General features: G+C 46.4%; 1 tRNA gene. It reads left to right on the plus strand.

The features are described 5' to 3' along the window. Positions 1-69 precede the first annotated feature (69 nt). Positions 70-145 (plus strand) — tRNA-Lys (locus LDK53_RS22925). Positions 146-237 lie beyond the last annotated feature (92 nt).

Here is a 237-nt window from a genome sequence, read left to right on the forward strand (position 1 = left end):
ACTTTTAATCAATTGGTCGCAGGTTCGAATCCTGCACGACCCACCACTTCGAAGAAAAAATCCCGCAAGGGGTCGTTAGCTCAGTTGGTAGAGCAGTTGACTTTTAATCAATTGGTCGCAGGTTCGAATCCTGCACGACCCACCACTTCAAAGTGGAACCGAGTAAAATCTTCGAAGTCAGCACCCGAATGGGTCGTTAGCTCAGTTGGTAGAGCAGTTGACTTTTAATCAATTGGT

Source organism: Enterobacter sp. K16B, assembly GCF_020216105.1.
GTDB classification, from domain to species: Bacteria; Pseudomonadota; Gammaproteobacteria; order Enterobacterales; family Enterobacteriaceae; genus Enterobacter; species Enterobacter sichuanensis.